Annotated in this window: 13 protein-coding genes and 1 pseudogene; 6 read left to right on the top strand and 8 right to left on the bottom strand. The window is 70.2% G+C overall.

Annotated features, from left to right (window positions below):
• Positions 1 to 6: 6 nt before the first annotated feature.
• The 3 genes from ptsP to ACPPVW_RS07805 form a co-directional block, all read right to left on the bottom strand.
• The gene (gene ptsP / locus ACPPVW_RS07795; RefSeq protein ID WP_426625931.1) at positions 7 to 1,695 is read right to left on the bottom strand and encodes a phosphoenolpyruvate--protein phosphotransferase; all 1,689 of its coding nucleotides are present in this window, start codon (positions 1,693 to 1,695) and stop codon (positions 7 to 9) included.
• A 2-nt stretch (positions 1,696 to 1,697) separates the two neighbouring features.
• Positions 1,698 to 1,964, bottom strand: a complete 267-nt coding sequence (locus ACPPVW_RS07800; RefSeq protein WP_426625932.1) for an HPr family phosphocarrier protein — start codon at positions 1,962 to 1,964, stop codon at positions 1,698 to 1,700.
• Positions 1,965 to 2,027: 63 nt separating this feature from the next.
• The gene (locus tag ACPPVW_RS07805; protein ID WP_426625933.1) at positions 2,028 to 2,336 is read right to left on the bottom strand and encodes a PTS sugar transporter subunit IIB; all 309 of its coding nucleotides are present in this window, start codon (positions 2,334 to 2,336) and stop codon (positions 2,028 to 2,030) included.
• A 272-nt stretch (positions 2,337 to 2,608) separates the two neighbouring features.
• Here ACPPVW_RS07805 and ACPPVW_RS07810 point away from each other — a divergent pair, with 272 nt between their 5' ends.
• The 3 genes and pseudogenes from ACPPVW_RS07810 (at position 2,609) to ACPPVW_RS07820 (ending at position 5,608) form a co-directional block, all read left to right on the top strand.
• Complete coding sequence (locus ACPPVW_RS07810; RefSeq protein WP_426625934.1) at positions 2,609 to 3,109, top strand: acyltransferase family protein; 501 nt, start codon at positions 2,609 to 2,611, stop codon at positions 3,107 to 3,109.
• On the top strand, positions 3,106 to 3,780 hold the full coding sequence (locus ACPPVW_RS07815; protein WP_426625935.1) for a hypothetical protein: 675 nt from the start codon (positions 3,106 to 3,108) through the stop codon (positions 3,778 to 3,780). Before ACPPVW_RS07810 ends, ACPPVW_RS07815 begins: the two co-directional genes overlap by 4 nt.
• Positions 3,717 to 5,608: pseudogene (locus tag ACPPVW_RS07820) on the top strand (BglG family transcription antiterminator). The gene ACPPVW_RS07815 and the pseudogene ACPPVW_RS07820 overlap by 64 nt, the downstream one beginning before the upstream one ends.
• Before the next feature lie 97 nt (positions 5,609 to 5,705).
• On the opposite strand, the gene ACPPVW_RS07825 reads toward ACPPVW_RS07820, so the two are convergent.
• From ACPPVW_RS07825 to nucS, 4 genes are all read right to left on the bottom strand, one after another.
• Positions 5,706 to 6,116, bottom strand: a complete 411-nt coding sequence (locus ACPPVW_RS07825; RefSeq protein ID WP_426625936.1) for a hypothetical protein — start codon at positions 6,114 to 6,116, stop codon at positions 5,706 to 5,708.
• Between the two features lie 82 nt (positions 6,117 to 6,198).
• Positions 6,199 to 6,894: an HAD hydrolase-like protein gene (locus tag ACPPVW_RS07830; RefSeq protein WP_426625937.1), complete on the bottom strand. Its 696-nt coding sequence runs from the start codon at positions 6,892 to 6,894 to the stop codon at positions 6,199 to 6,201.
• A gap of 37 nt (positions 6,895 to 6,931) precedes the next feature.
• Entirely contained in the window at positions 6,932 to 7,354 is a 423-nt protein-coding gene (locus tag ACPPVW_RS07835; RefSeq protein WP_426625938.1) for an SseB family protein, read from the bottom strand.
• A complete protein-coding gene (gene nucS / locus ACPPVW_RS07840; RefSeq protein ID WP_426625939.1) occupies positions 7,354 to 8,049 on the bottom strand; it encodes an endonuclease NucS in 696 nt (231 codons plus the stop codon). Before nucS ends, ACPPVW_RS07835 begins: the two co-directional genes overlap by 1 nt.
• Positions 8,050 to 8,103: 54 nt before the next feature.
• Between nucS and ACPPVW_RS07845 the strand changes: the two genes are divergently transcribed.
• Positions 8,104 to 9,159, top strand: coding sequence for a lactonase family protein (locus ACPPVW_RS07845; protein WP_426625940.1), 1,056 nt, complete (start codon positions 8,104 to 8,106; stop codon positions 9,157 to 9,159).
• A gap of 156 nt (positions 9,160 to 9,315) precedes the next feature.
• Here ACPPVW_RS07845 and ACPPVW_RS07850 read toward each other — a convergent pair whose 3' ends face one another.
• Positions 9,316 to 10,575: an MFS transporter gene (locus ACPPVW_RS07850; RefSeq protein ID WP_426625941.1), complete on the bottom strand. Its 1,260-nt coding sequence runs from the start codon at positions 10,573 to 10,575 to the stop codon at positions 9,316 to 9,318.
• A gap of 123 nt (positions 10,576 to 10,698) precedes the next feature.
• On the opposite strand from ACPPVW_RS07850, the gene ACPPVW_RS07855 reads away from it, so the two are divergent.
• Both ACPPVW_RS07855 and ACPPVW_RS07860 read left to right on the top strand, forming a co-directional pair.
• The gene (locus ACPPVW_RS07855) at positions 10,699 to 11,769 is read left to right on the top strand and encodes a LacI family DNA-binding transcriptional regulator (RefSeq protein ID WP_426625942.1); all 1,071 of its coding nucleotides are present in this window, start codon (positions 10,699 to 10,701) and stop codon (positions 11,767 to 11,769) included.
• A 234-nt stretch (positions 11,770 to 12,003) separates the two neighbouring features.
• Positions 12,004 to 13,212 (top strand): amidohydrolase, encoded by a 1,209-nt coding sequence (locus ACPPVW_RS07860; protein WP_426625943.1) that lies wholly within the window; start codon positions 12,004 to 12,006, stop codon positions 13,210 to 13,212.
• The last annotated feature ends 24 nt before the right edge of the window (positions 13,213 to 13,236 follow it).

Raw genomic sequence — 13,236 nt, forward strand, 5'->3', positions numbered from 1 at the left:
GGCCCGCTAGGGATGTGCGGGAGTGGCGAACCCGGCGGCCGCGGTTCGGACGGCCTCCCGGGCTTCGGCCGCGCCATCGGCGGCCAAGGAGGCCTCGGCCAGGGTTCGGGCCTGATCGAGGGTGTACCGGGTGAGGGAGAGTCGCACGTCGGCGAGCGCCGCCGGCGACATCGAGAGGGTCGTCGCGCCGAGGCCGACGAGGACGACCGCGAGAAGCGGGTCCGCGGCGGCCTCGCCGCAGATTCCCACGGGCTTCCCGAGAGCGGCTCCGGCGGAGCCGACCTCGCCGATGAGGCGGAGGACGGCCGGATGCCACGGGTCCTGGAAGCCGGCGACCGAGCCGAGAAGACGGTCGGCGGCGAGCGTGTACTGGGTCAGGTCGTTGGTGCCGATGGAGGCGAAGGCCGCCTCGCGCAGGACGCGGTCGGCGAGCAGCGCAGCCGATGGCACCTCCACCATCACGCCGACGGTCTTCAGGCCGAACTCGGAGGCGAGGCGCACGAAGAACCGCGTCTCCTCAACCGTGGCGACCATCGGTGCCATGACCCAGAGGTCGGCCTCCGTCTCGGTGTCGGCCTCGGCCAGGGCTGTCAGCTGCTCGCGCAGGATGTCCTCGTTGGCGCGCAGCGAGCGGATGCCGCGCAGCCCGAGCGCCGGGTTGTCCTCATGAGCGTCGTTGAGGAACTCCAACGGCTTGTCGGCGCCGGCGTCGAGCACGCGCACCACCACCTTCTTGCCGGGGAACGCTCGCAGCAGCTTCGCGTACTGCTCGCGCTGCTGCTCGACGGTCGGCGCCATCCGGGCGTCGAGGAAGAGGAACTCGGTGCGGAACAGCCCGACGCCCTCCGCTCCAGCAGCCACGGCATTCTCAGCGGCTTCGGCCGAGCCGAGGTTCGCCAGCAGGGGGATGGGGGTGCCGTCGGCGAGCGCGCCGGGCTCGAGCCCACCCGCGAGGGCCGCTTCGCGCTCGGCGATGCGTCGGCGCGCCTCGTCGCTCTGCTCGGCGGTCGGGGCGACGGTGACGGTGCCGGCTCCCGCGTCGAGGATCACCTCGGCGCCCTCTGTCAGGTCGTCGGCTCCGGCGACGCCCACGATCGCGACGATCGCCTTCTCGCGCGCCAGTATCGCGGTGTGGGAGGTCGGGCCGCCCTCGCGGGTCACCAGGCCGAGCACCTTCGTCAGGTCGAGCAGCGCCGTGTCGGCGGGGGCGAGGTCGCGCGCCACGAGGATGTACGGCCGGTCGGAATCCGGGACGCCGGGAGCTGGCCGCCCCTCCAGAGCCGCGATCACTCGCTGGGCCACGTCGTCGAGGTCGGCCGCGCGCTCGCCCATGTAGCCGCCGAGGCCGATGAGCATGTCGCGGAACACGCCGAAGCCCTCGAACACGGCGCGCTCGGCAGTCGTGCCGCCGTCGATCCGGGAGGACACGTCGTCGGCGAGAGAGGAATCCTCCGCCATCATGGACTGGGCCTCGAGCACGTCGGAGGCGGTTCCGGTGACCGTGGCCGCCCGTTCGCGCAGATCGGCCGCGACAGCCTGGACGGCGACGGTGACGCGCGCCTTCTCCTCGTCGGGGGTGCGCGTACTGGGGCTGGCCGCCGGCTCGGGCAGCGGATCGGACATCCGGAGGACCGGGCCGAGAGCGATGCCCTGGCCGATGCCGGCTCCGGTGAGGACTGTGCTGGTCTCGGTCATGATCAGGCGTCGTGGTCGGTGGTGAGGATCTCGGCCAGGTCGTCGAGCACCGCTTCGCCGTTCGGGGCGTCGGTCGTGAGCACGATCTTGTCGCCGTGGTCGATGCCGAGCGAGATCACTCCGAGGATGCTGCCTGCGTCGACGGTGCGGCCGCCCTCCTTCGAGAGCGACACCTTCGCGCCAGACGCGCCGACGGCTTCTACGAAGAGCTTGGCGGGACGTGCGTGCAGCCCGTGGGTCGATCCGACGGTGATGATCCGCTCAGCCATGGTTTCGGTCTCCTTCGTTCTCCGGTGGCAGAGTACGCCGCGATTCTGCGGTGCCATCCGCTCTCATCGTGCCCCCGCCTTCGCGTCGAGGGCCAGATCCAACGCGCGGGCACCGTCGAGCGCGGCGGGTGAGACGGGTGGGAGAACGGCAACCGCGGTGCCGGTCATCCTGGCCCGCGTGCGCAGTGCCGGCACCGCGGCCTCCAGATGCGAGCCGACCAGGACGACGTCGATGCCGCCGAGCGAGTCGAGCTGGCTCGCGCTGCCCGCGGCGACCTCCACCTGGATGCCGCGCGCGGCGGCGGCGGTGCGGAGTTTCACGGCGACGAAGGTACTGGAGGCTCCTGCGCCGCAGACAACGATGATCTTCATCGACCTCTTGCCTTTCGGTGACGGCCGCATGGGCGGGACGGGTACGGCGGGTTGGGCGGGTGGGACTGGACCGATGGTCCGGTGGATCGTCACCATGCTGGTCCCGACGCCCTCCGCGCGCCAGCAGTGTTTCTTCCTAGGGGGCGGAAGTCGATCTCCCGGAAGTACTATATGTAAAATATCTTAAGCAGTGCCTTAAAATAGGTATCTGACATGAATGGCGGCCATCGCCCGCCGAGAGCAAGGCCCGAGCGATCCAGGGGGAGCAGAAAATGCCGATGCCCACAGACCACGTCGCATCGCTGGTCCCCGGGGCCGCCGGCCGCGATGGCGGAAACCGACCCCGCCTGGCGCTGCTCGACATCCTGCGCCTCGTCGCTGCGCTCGCCGTGCTGTTCTTCCACTGGCTGTTCTGGGCACCCACTCATGGCGCCACGGCCTTCGAGTCGACTCCGGTCACCTGGCTCGCAGCGTACGGATTCCTCGGCGTGCAGTTGTTCTTCATCATCAGTGGATTCGTCATCTTCCTGTCGGCGTCCGGCCGAACGGCATTCGCGTTCGCCACAGGACGTGCCACGCGGCTCTACCCCGCCTTCTGGGCCGGCGTCCTGTTGACGACCGGGACGATCCTCCTCACCACCCAGTCGACGCCGCTCGAGCTGCTCCCGAGGTTCCTGGCCAATCTCACGATGGCCCCCTGCCGCGGATCTCGGAGCTTCCGCTGGCCGGCGATCTGTTCTCGCTGTTCGCGGGCGGCGCGATCATCGCGATGATCGCGCGTTCGGGGTGGAGCGTCCTGCGAGCTGTCGGCCTGGTCGCGAGCGTTGTCGCCAGCATCATCGCCACGATCCGCCAGGTCGCCCTGGGGAGCGACCCCGACTCGGTGGATCCGGTCGTGCTCGGTGTCGTCGTGGTCCTCCTCTTCGCGCTCGTCTATGTGCTCACACGCCCGAAGGTCGCCGCCATACAGGTGCCGGGCAGTCGCCTGCTGGGCGCGATCACCTATCCGCTCTATCTCACCCACGCCGTCTTCGGGTATGCGCTGCTCGATCTGTGGGTGAACCCTTATTCGATTTGGCCGGGAGTAGCGGTGGCACTGGCGGTCGTCCTGGCGGTGTCCGCCGCCATCCACTTCGGCGTCGAGCGCGCAGGTGCACGACTGTGGCGTTCGATGTTCCGGTTCGTGTTCTGGCCCATCGCCAAGCTCGAGGTGTGGCTGTCCGGCCGAAGCGGGCGTGCCGGCGGCGCTGGTTCGGGCATGCGCGCCGCTGCGGGACCGCCCACCAGCCCTTTCTTCCTGAGGGGCGGAAGATTGTCGCGGACGACCTGCAGGAACCGCATCCGAGTGGTTGACTCGGTGCGGAAAGGTGATCGCGGCCCATGGCCCTCTCGGCGAGGCAGACCAGGATGCTCGACATCCTGTCGCGTCGTGCTGCCTGGGTGACGGCCGCTGAGATGGCGCACGACCTCGGCGTCACCTCCCGCAGCATCCGCAGCTATGCGGCGGCGCTCGGCGAGCTCGTCGAATCGGGGCCGACGGGCTACCGCGTGAAGGGCGACGCCTACGCCGCCTATCTCGCCGACGCATCGGCGGCCGCGCCCTCGGCGGGATCGCCGCAGGAGCGCCTGGCCTTCCTCGCTCGTCGGCTGCTCGACGAGCCGGACGGGATCGACGTCTACGAGACCGCGGAGAGCCTGTTCGTCAGCGACTCCACCATCGAGGCCGATCTGACCCGGGTACGCGGCCTGCTCGCCGGCACCGAGCTCGAGCTCGACCGGCACGGGGCGGTCGCGCGCCTCACCGGGCCGAGATCGCGCGGCGCAAGCTCATCAGCCGGCTGTTCCGCGACGAGATGCGGCAGGGCGTCGTCGACGTGTCCCGCATCCAGGAGGCGTTCGCCTCCGAGGGGCTCGCCGCGTTCAAGTCCGACCTGGTCGAGATGCTGGACGCGCGCGGCTTCTTCGTCAACGAGTACGGCATCAATGACGTGCTGCTGCACATGGCCGTCGCGCTCGACCGGGTTGCCAAGGACCGCGTGCTCCCCGCCGCCGGCGTCGCGGAGGCGGGGGAGGGCCTGCGCGGTCTGGCCGACGACCTCGGCGACCTCGTGCGGAAACACTTCGACGTGGACCTCGACCCGACCGAGCTCCGGTATCTCGCGATCCTGTTGCGCACCCGGGTCATCGCGCCGGGGGCAGGCCACGACAGCGTGGCGGAGTACGTCAGCGAGGAGGATCTCGCCATCGTTCGCGGGATCGTCTCACGGGCCTCCACGGAGTACCTGGTCGACCTCCGCGACGAGGATTTCATCGTGCGTCTCACCCTGCACGTGCAGAATCTGGTGACACGAGCGCACGAGAACACCTACTCCCGCAACCCGCTCACCCGCTCGATCAAAAGCTCGTACCCGATGACGTACGAGCTCGCCGTCTACATCGCGAGCAGACTTCAGGCGGCCGAGGGCATCGCGGTCAACGACGATGAGATCGCCTACATCGCGATGCACGTCGGCGCTTACCTCGAGCAGCAGTCGCGTCGGCGGGACGCCGTGCGCACCGCCGTCGTCTGCCCCAACTACTACGACATGCACATCCTCCTGCGCGAGAAGCTCGAGAGCGCGCTCGGCGACGAGCTCGACATCGTGAGCGTCATCACCTCCGCCGACGCCGATTGGTCGTCGATCGACGCTGACCTCGTGCTGACGACCATCGATCCGCGCGGGCGACGTGAGAACACTGTGATCGTCCAGCCGTTCCTCACGGAGACCGACGTGGAGCACATCCGGCAGTCGGTTGCGCGCATCCGGCGTCAGCGCCGTCGCGCCAGGATCAAGAACGAACTGCTCGAGTACTTCGACGAGAGCCTCTTCCTCCGCAACTTCTACGCGCGCGACGCGATCACGATGATCCGCGCGCTCGGCGATCGGATGATCGCGGCGGACGCGATCGGCAGCGACTATGTGGAGCAGGCGGTCGAGCGCGAGCAGATGTCGTCGACGGCGTTCACGGACGCCCTCGCGGTGCCGCACGCCATGACCATGAACGCCAAGCACACGGCCATCGCGATCGTCGTCAACGACACGGCGATTGACTGGGGCGACGCCCGGGTGAACGTGATCGCGTTCTCCGAGGAAGGGCGGGCGGCCTTCCAGACCGTCTTCGACCAGTTCGTGGAGGTCTTCTCCGACCGCGAGGCCGTGCTCGGCCTCATCCGCCGGGCCGACACCTTCACCGCCTTCATCGACGAGCTCGTCCGCATCATCGACGCCTGACTGCCGTGCCCGATTCGGCGCGAATCGCGTTGCGCACGGAACGCGAAACCGCCGGGCACGCAGCGGGTCTGCGTACTCGGTGGTCTCGTGGCTCTGGTCAGTTGGCGGTGACGATGTACGTCACGGCCACGCCGGGCGTGCCGATGGCGACGGTGTACTTCGCGTTCGTGTACACGGCCTTGCTGTCGGTCGCGCCGGGCTGAACGGTGTAGCCGGCCTTCTCGAGAGCGGCCTTCGCATCGGCGAAGCCGTTCTTGTCCTTCGGCTGCACGGTGACGGACCAGCCGTCGTTGTGGTCGCCGTTCGCGACGATGATCGTGCCGTCGACGAGCGGGACGTCCGACTTCGGGAAGTCGGACGGAAGCGACTTGGAGGTCGCCTCCTGCGAGGCCGACGCCGACGGCGACGAGCTCGAACCGCTCCCGTCACCGGAGCAGCCGGTGAGCGAAGCGATGGAGAGTGCCGCGACGAGGGCGGCGGGTACGAGCAATTTACTGTAGGTACGCATGATTCTTCCTAGTGCTGTATGCGGTGCGGTAGTACAACACCCCAGCCTACTGCGCGACCTCCGACGCCCCCTCGGGAGCGGATCAGCCCAGCAGCAGGGCGCTGAGCTGGTCGGCCGAGTGCACGACCGCGATGGCATTGGCTGCCTCGGCGGGCGACCCGTAACCCCACTCGACGAGGATCGTGGGCAGGCCGTGAACGCCAGCGCCCTCCACGTCGTAATGGCGGTCGCCGACCATGACGGTGTGGTCCAGGGCGACGCCCTGCTCGGTCAGGCGGCGGAGCGCCTCCGCCACGACGTCCGCCTTGGCGCTGCGGCTCTCGTCGTCGGTCGCCCCGGCGATGACGTCGAAGTACCGGGCCAGCCCGAAGTGCTCCAGGATGCGCGTGGCCTGGGTCTCCGGTTTGCTGGTGGCGACGGCGAGCGGGATGCCCGCCGCGTGCAGCCGCTGCAGGAGACCGCGGATGCCGGGGAAGACGGCGCTGTCGAACGCGCCGTGCGCGGCGTAGTCGGCTCGGTAGACGGTCAGGGCGGCACGCGCCCCCGCCTCGTCGAAGCCGGCCATCGACTGCAGTGAGTCCAGGAGCGGAGGTCCGACGTACTCGACGAGCTCCACCGGAGTCGGGACGGGCATTCCGAGGGTCTCGAACATGCGCGCGAGCGACGCGGTGATTCCAGGCGCCGAGTCGGTGAGAGTGCCGTCGAGGTCGAACAGGACGCACGTCCAGGTGCGTGCGACGGTCGCCGTCGACGGAGTAGTGGTGGTCGGATTGGTCATAGCCGTCCTATGGTATGTGAGGTATTCGGGAGTTGTGTCAGCGCTCGCTGAGAGCGGACTCGATGTGCGAGCGCGCCACGACCATGGTGTGGGCGGCTCCCGGATCGAACTGTACCGCCACGAAATCGGCGTTGTGGATGTATCCGAGCGCCTCGGCAGCGGGCACGATCACAGCCTGGACGCGGGTGCCCGTGCCTCCCGCCGTGCCGACCGCGTTGCGCAGCGCCTTCATGGAGGTGAACAGCGGCAGCACGGGCTCGCCCGCGGTCGACTCGATGGTGCGCAGTCGGACCTCGCCGGTGCTCGATCCCGTGACGTCGACCACGAGGCCGCCCGTCATCGCGGCGCGGAGCAGGGCCTCCAGATTCTCGAGTGTCGGCTCGGTCGCGATAGCGGCGAGGGCCGTGCGTACCGGGCCGTTCTCGTAGGTCTGCGGAAACCGTCCCCTCGGTGCGGCCATCAGAACAGCCTCGAGTCGCTGTCGTCGAGGCCGCGCATGGCGTCGTAATCGAGCACGAGGCAGCGGATGCCGCGGTCCTCGGCAAGGGTGCGGGCCTGGGGTTTGATCTCCTGGGCGGCGAACACACCGTTCACCGGGGCGAGCAGCGGATCGCGGTTCATCAGCTCGAGGTAGCGGGTGAGCTGCTCGACGCCGTCGATGTCGCCCCGGCGCTTGAGCTCGACCGCAACGGAGGCGCCACGCTCGTCTCTGGCCAGGATGTCCACGGGGCCGATCGCTGTCATGTACTCCCGGCGCACAAGCACGTGGCCGTCGCCGAGGAGATGGATCTGCTCGGCCAGCAGCTTCTGGAGGTGCGCCTCCACACCGTCCTTCTGCAGACCGGGGTCGACGCCCAGCTCGTGCGCGGAGTCGTGCAGCACCTCATGGATCGACACGATCAGCAGGTCGGCGGTCTTGGCCTGCGTGACCCGCCACACCTGGGTGATCCCGGCCTCCCGCTGCAGTTCGTCGGGCTCGTCGACCGTGAGCGTGCAGGGCGGGCTCATCCAGTTGAGCGGCTTGTAAGAACCGCCGTCGGAGTGGACGAGCAGGCTGCCGTCGGCCTTGAGCATCAGGAGCCGCTTGGCGAACGGGAGGTGAGCGCTCAGTCGCCCGGCGTAGTCGACGGAGCAGTTGGCAATCACGAGGCGCACCGGTCAAGTGTACGGGGCGCATCGTCGCGACCCGCTTGCTGGCAGGATGAGGGAATGTCTCGCGACCTCCTCATCGGCACGTACACCCAGAGGCTCCCGCACGTCGACGGCAATGCGGACGGCGTGCTCGCCGCGCGGTTCGATGGCACGGCCGTCGTCGACGTCTCGGTCGCGGCGCGGGTGCCCAACCCGTCGTGGGTAGTCGCCGCCGCCGACGGCGCGCACGTCTACGCGGTCGAGGAGACCGGCCCGGACGGCGGCGTCTCGGCGTTCGCCCGGAGCTCGGACGGAGCGCTGCGCCCGCTCGGCCGCGTGTCCAGCGGAGGAGACTCGCCGGCTCACCTGATGGTGCATCCGTCCGGGCGGCTCCTGGCGACGGGGACCTACGTCGGAGGCACCATCTCGGTCTTCGCCCTCGATGACGACGGTTCCATCGGCGAGCGGACGGCGTTCGTGCAGCACGAAGGGCACGGACCCGCTCCCGCCCGTCAGGAGTCGCCGCACGTGCACCAGCTCGTCCTCGACCCGGTGACGGGCGACCTGGTCGTGGTGGATCTCGGGCTGGGCGAGGTGCGGTGGTACGCCCTCTCGGAGGCCGGCGAGCTCGCGCTGCGGCCGGAGGCGACAGTGACGGTCGGCGCCGCAGGTCCCCGCCACCTGGCGTTCCACCCGGACGGCAGGCACGTCTTCCTCCTCAACGAGCTCGACAGCACGCTCGTCCTGTTGCGACGCGACGGCGATCGCTTCGAGAAGGTCGCGTCGGCCGGCACGCGCGGGCCGGGGGGCGCGGAGTCGGGGGCGGTCAATCAGACTGCCGCGGTCCGGGTCTCGCACGACGGGCGCACCACGCTCGTGACCAACCGCGGGGACGACACGATCGGGGTGTTCGCGTTCGACGCGGCGACCTCAGCGCTCGAATTCCTGCAGGCTGTGGAGGTGGGAGGCCGGGCGCCGCGCGACCTGGTGTTCGCGCCCTCCGGCGACCGCGTGCTCGCAGCCTGCCAGGACAGCGACGAGGTCGTCGTGTTCGCCTTCGACGCGGCTGCTCGCACGCTCGACCGCCTGGGCGCGTCGAGCGCGCCCACCCCGGTCTGCCTCGCGTTCGCATAGCCGCGAGCTGCGCACCCTGCGAGTACGTCGACTATCTGCGTACTCGCCTGTTTTCGGCTGATTTCGCGCGTACTCGGCGGCTGGCCGACCCGCGAGTACGTGGATTGTCTGCGTACTCGGCGTGTTTCGGCTGATTTCGCGCGTACTCGGCGGGTGCTACTCGGTGGCCGGGGCCGCCGCGCGGGTGCGGCGCTCGGCGAGCGGCCGAACGGCGGGCGCGGCCAAGAAGGAGGCGACCAGCAGAACGAGGACCAGGTAGAGGGCGTTCAGGAGGCCGAACTCCTTGCCCAGGAAGCCGATGAGCGGCGGTCCAACGAGGAACGCACAGTAGCCGATGATGGCGACGGCCGACACACGGGCTGCGGGGTTGTTCTGGCCCTCCGAGGCCGCCGACAGTCCGAGCGGGAAGCCGAGCGAGACGCCGAAGCCCCAGAGCACCGTGCCGAGCACGACCACCCAGACCGGCCCTCCGAGGATGAACAGCAGGAGGCCGGCCACCCCCATGGCGGCGGTCACGCGGATGGCCGTCACCCGGCCGACCCGGTCGACGATCGGTCCGCCGAGCACGCGGCCGAGGGTCATCGACGCGACGAAGAAGCCGAAGACAACGGCGCCGGTGGAGTTCTGCTGCCCGTGGCCGTCGACGGTCGCCAGGGCGATCCAGTCGTTCGCGGATCCCTCGCCGAACGCCATGCCGAGCATGACGACGCCGATCAGGATGAGGCGCCAGTCGGCCCAGACGGCCAGCCAAGCGCGCAGGCGCTGCCCGAACGGCAGGTGCGGCAGTGCCTCGGTCTCGTCGCCGAGCTCCGCCTCCCGGGGGATGAACCGGATCGCGACCAGCGCCACCGCGACCATCAGCACCGCGATGACCGAGAGATGCCACGACACCGCGATGTGGAGGGCGGCCGATGCCGCCCCGATGCCGGCGCCGAGCACGGTTCCGAAGCTGAAGAACGCGTGCATGAGCGGCATCAGCGTCTTGCCGATCTCCCGCTCCACAGCCGTGCCCTCGACGTTCATCATCACGTCGACCATCCCGTTGCCGAAGCCGAGCAGGATGAGGCCGATCGCGACGACCGGGACCGCGTGGAAGACGCTGGAGCCGAAGCCGATCAGGAGGGTGCCGATCGCCACGATCACGAGGCTGCCGACCATGCCCTTGTGCGGTCCGAACCGCACCAGCACCAGTGACGAGATCGACAGGCCGACGATCGCGCCGACCGACATCCCGAGGATGAGCAGCCCGACGGACGACGGGTCGCGGCCGAGCCCGAGGTCGTCGCGCACGCCGGGGATGCGGGCGACCCACGACGCCATCGCGAGTCCGCTGAGGATGAAGATGACGAAGACGGCGTTGCGCCAGGCGCGCAGCTCGTGGCGCGAGCGGGTCGTCGTCGGGCTCGGCTGTGACATCGGCTTCCTGGAGAGGCGAGGGCCGCAGAGGGCAGGATCGTTCGGGTGGGGAGCGTGCCGGTCTGGAAGGGATTTCGGCGCTCGAATCGTTTCGATCGAAACGATTCGACTAAGCTACCACACGTGAACCACAGCAGCACACCCCTCCTGGGCGCTCGGCCGACGCTGGCCGCGGTCGCCCGGCTGGCCGGTGTCTCCAATTCCACCGCCTCGCTCGCCTTCTCCGGCACGGGACCCGTCTCCGACGCCACGCGCGAGCGCGTGCTCGAGGCGGCCAAGCAGCTGAACTACGCCGGCCCCGACCCGCGGGCCCGGTCGCTGCGCCGCGGACGCTCCGGCATCGTCGGGGTCGTGATGGAGGAGCGGGTCGGGGACGCTTTCCGCGACCCGATCAAGATCGCTTTGCTCGACGGGATCTCCGACGAGATCGCCGCCGTGGACGCGGGCCTGCTCATCCTCACCGACGCGGGCGACACCGCGCAGCGCATCGAGGACGCGCCCATGGACGCCGTGGTGCTCGTCGGCTGCAGCCCGCGGCTCGACGAGTCGGTCGCGATGCTGCGCCAGCGCGGCATCCCGTTGGTCGCGATCGAGGGCGGCCCGTCGGACGACGTACCGTCCATCGGGCAGGACAACAGGGAGGCCACCGGGCTGGCAGCCCAGCACTTGTACGACCTCGGGCACCGCGACGTCGCGATCGTGGCCCTCCCGCTCACCCGCGACCGCGTCCGCGGGCCGCTGACGGCCGAGAGCGTCAGCAGCGGCAGCTCCACCACGGGCAACGAACGCCTCGCGGGCGCGCGCGACATCTTTCCCGAGGCCGGAGGGTGGATGACGAGAGGTTCGTTCGTCGAGGAGGGCAGGATCGCCGGTATGGCGCTCCTCTCCGACCCGAGCTGTCGGCCGACCGCGGTCATCGCGCAGAGCGACCTCCTCGCCGCCGGCGTGATCCGCGCTGCGGAAGAGCTGGGACTGGAGGTCCCGCGCGACGTCAGCGTCGTCGGGTTCGACGGCGTGCGGGTCGACGGCCTGTGGCCCTACGACCTCACCACACTGGTTCAGCCCGCGGTCGAGAAGGGCCGCGCCGCCGGCCACGCCATCGTCGAGATGCTGGAGGGCCGCCAGCCCCACCCCGCCTCCTTCACGAGCGAGTTCCACCGCGGCAACACGACCGCGACGCCGCGGCCGGCCTAGACGCGCCCGGTCGGCCGCCGCCTGGCGCCCGCCGCGTGCCCACCCGCCCGGCTGCCGCCACCGCCCGGCTGCCGCCACCCGCCCGACTGCCCTACGGTGCGCGGGCAACGGACGAGATCCACCCCGCACCGCCCCGATCCCCTCCCTCCGCTGCCGATTGGGAGACCCCGGCCACCATCTCCTCGGTAGGCCGCGCCGCCGCCCTCCGCCGCTATGCACGCATAAGGTGGAGCCATGGATCTCGAAGCCCTGTACCGCGACCTCCACGCCCACCCCGAGCTCTCGTTCGAGGAGCACCGCACCGCCGGCATCGTCGCGGAGCAGCTCACGGCGCTCGGCCTCGCGGTGCACACCGGGATCGCCCGCACCGGTGTCGCGGGCGTGCTGCGCAACGGCGACGGCCCGACCGTTCTGCTCCGCGCCGACATGGACGGCCTCCCGGTCCTCGAACAGACCGGCCTGCCGTGGGCCTCCACCGCGACGGCTCCCGGCGACGACGGTCACCCCGTCCCGGTCATGCACGCGTGCGGCCACGACATCCACATCACCTGTCTCCTGGGCGCTGTCGAACGGCTGGCGGCCTCCACCGACGAGTGGTCGGGAACTCTGGTCGCCGTCTTCCAGCCCGCCGAGGAGCACGGCGGCGGCGCCGAGGTGATGGTGCAGGACGGCCTCTACACGAAGGTGCCGGTGCCCGACGTCGTGCTCGGACAGCACGTGACGCCGTTCCCCGCCGGCATGGTGGGCGCGCATTCCGGAGCGGCGATGGCCGCGGTCGACGCATTCGAGGTCACCCTGCACGGGCGTGGAGGCCACGGGTCGCGACCCGAGACCACCATCGACCCGGTCATCATGGCCGCGGCGGCGGTGATGCGACTGCAGACCGTCGTCTCGCGCGAGATCGCGCCGCAGGACACCGCGGTCGTGACCGTCGGCACACTCCACGCCGGCACGAAGAACAACATCATCGCGCCGTCGGCGACCCTCGGCATCAGCGTCCGCAGCTTCGACGAGACGGTTCGCGGCCGGGTGCTGGAGGGCGTGGACCGCATCCTGCGCGCCGAGGTGCAGGCCAGCGGCTCACCGCACGAGCCGACGGTCGAATGGGGCGAGCGCTACCCGGTCACCGTCAACGACAAGGACGCCACCGCCCGCGTCAACTCCGCCTTCGCCGCGGAGTTCGGCGAGGAGGCCGTGCTCGAGCCGGGCGCGATCTCCGGCAGCGAGGACGTCGGCAACCTGGCCACGGCCGCGGGTGTTCCGCTGGTCTACTGGCTGCTCGGCGGCAGCGACCCGGAGGTCGTCCGAGCGGCGATGGCGGCGGGCACTGTCGACACCGAGATCCCGTCGAACCACTCCCCGTTCTTCGCCCCGCTGGCACGGCCGACCATCGACATCGGCGTGCGCGCCCTCGTGGTGGCGGCGCGGGAGTGGCTGGCCTGAGCCCGTCGCCGCCGCGCCGTCGCC

This window comes from Leifsonia sp. McL0607 (assembly GCF_049993355.1).
Classification (GTDB): domain Bacteria; phylum Actinomycetota; class Actinomycetes; order Actinomycetales; family Microbacteriaceae; genus Leifsonia.

What these genes read in the sequence shown, in the direction of transcription:
- ACPPVW_RS07835 (WP_426625938.1), bottom strand. Translation starts at nt 7,354, where the DNA reads ATGGCCGCACCGAGGGGACGGTTTCCGCAGACCTACGAGAACGGCCCG.
- ACPPVW_RS07830 (WP_426625937.1), bottom strand. Translation starts at nt 6,894, where the DNA reads ATGACCAATCCGACCACCACTACTCCGTCGACGGCGACCGTCGCACGC.
- ACPPVW_RS07800 (WP_426625932.1), bottom strand. Translation starts at nt 1,964, where the DNA reads ATGGCTGAGCGGATCATCACCGTCGGATCGACCCACGGGCTGCACGCA.
- ACPPVW_RS07810 (WP_426625934.1), top strand. Translation starts at nt 2,609, where the DNA reads ATGCCGATGCCCACAGACCACGTCGCATCGCTGGTCCCCGGGGCCGCC.
- ACPPVW_RS07845 (WP_426625940.1), top strand. Translation starts at nt 8,104, where the DNA reads ATGTCTCGCGACCTCCTCATCGGCACGTACACCCAGAGGCTCCCGCAC.
- ACPPVW_RS07825 (WP_426625936.1), bottom strand. Translation starts at nt 6,116, where the DNA reads ATGCGTACCTACAGTAAATTGCTCGTACCCGCCGCCCTCGTCGCGGCA.
- ptsP (WP_426625931.1), bottom strand. Translation starts at nt 1,695, where the DNA reads ATGACCGAGACCAGCACAGTCCTCACCGGAGCCGGCATCGGCCAGGGC.
- ACPPVW_RS07860 (WP_426625943.1), top strand. Translation starts at nt 12,004, where the DNA reads ATGGATCTCGAAGCCCTGTACCGCGACCTCCACGCCCACCCCGAGCTC.
- ACPPVW_RS07815 (WP_426625935.1), top strand. Translation starts at nt 3,106, where the DNA reads ATGATCGCGCGTTCGGGGTGGAGCGTCCTGCGAGCTGTCGGCCTGGTC.
- ACPPVW_RS07805 (WP_426625933.1), bottom strand. Translation starts at nt 2,336, where the DNA reads ATGAAGATCATCGTTGTCTGCGGCGCAGGAGCCTCCAGTACCTTCGTC.
- ACPPVW_RS07850 (WP_426625941.1), bottom strand. Translation starts at nt 10,575, where the DNA reads ATGTCACAGCCGAGCCCGACGACGACCCGCTCGCGCCACGAGCTGCGC.